The sequence below is a fragment of the Lachnospira intestinalis genome (assembly GCF_040095895.1).
GTDB classification, from domain to species: domain Bacteria; phylum Bacillota; class Clostridia; order Lachnospirales; family Lachnospiraceae; genus Lachnospira; species Lachnospira intestinalis.
The window spans coordinates 1-541 of record NZ_JBBMFS010000035.1 but is presented as its reverse complement, the minus strand read 5'-3'; the positions used below and the strand labels follow the sequence as shown (position 1 = coordinate 541).

Below are 541 nucleotides of genomic sequence, written 5' to 3'. Positions count from 1 at the left end.
TTTGCCTCGATTTTTGTACCATCAATAAAGATAGTTTCACCGGATATTTCACCTAAATCAAAAAGGATATTTGAAACTTCTGCGAGAATACGCTTAGAACAAGGGGCAAAATGAATGCTCCTGAATCGTGCAAGTGTTGCATGGTCAGGTGCAGAATGTCCTTCTAAAAGAAACATGAAATTGATATCTCTTTTGCAGTTTAATTCCATAGAACGGGATGAATAATCACCATTCATGTAAGAGTATAAAACAATCTTCAAAAGTGTTCTTGGCGATAAAGAATTTATTCTATCATAAGTAGAATATAAATCAGTCAAATCCATCTCCTCTACAAACTGACTGAGTAACCGCACAGAATCATTCTTAGGAATAATTGTTTCTAATTCGAGTGGAAGTTTTAGTTGATATCCACTCTGATTTAAAGTATAATCTTTTTGTAATTTATTATGTAGTAGCATGCTAATATTTTACCATAAATCCCAGGGTTTTCGAAGCCTGGGATTTATTTTTTTTAGATTATATACCACATTAACATAAAAAA

At 32.2% G+C, this 541-nt stretch carries 1 protein-coding gene; it reads right to left on the bottom strand.

What is annotated here, in order from left to right:
- Positions 1 to 458 (bottom strand): transposase (locus WMO37_RS14870; RefSeq protein ID WP_349155408.1); only part of this gene is annotated, 458 nt, incomplete at its 3' end.
- Between the last annotated feature and the right edge of the window lie 83 nt (positions 459 to 541).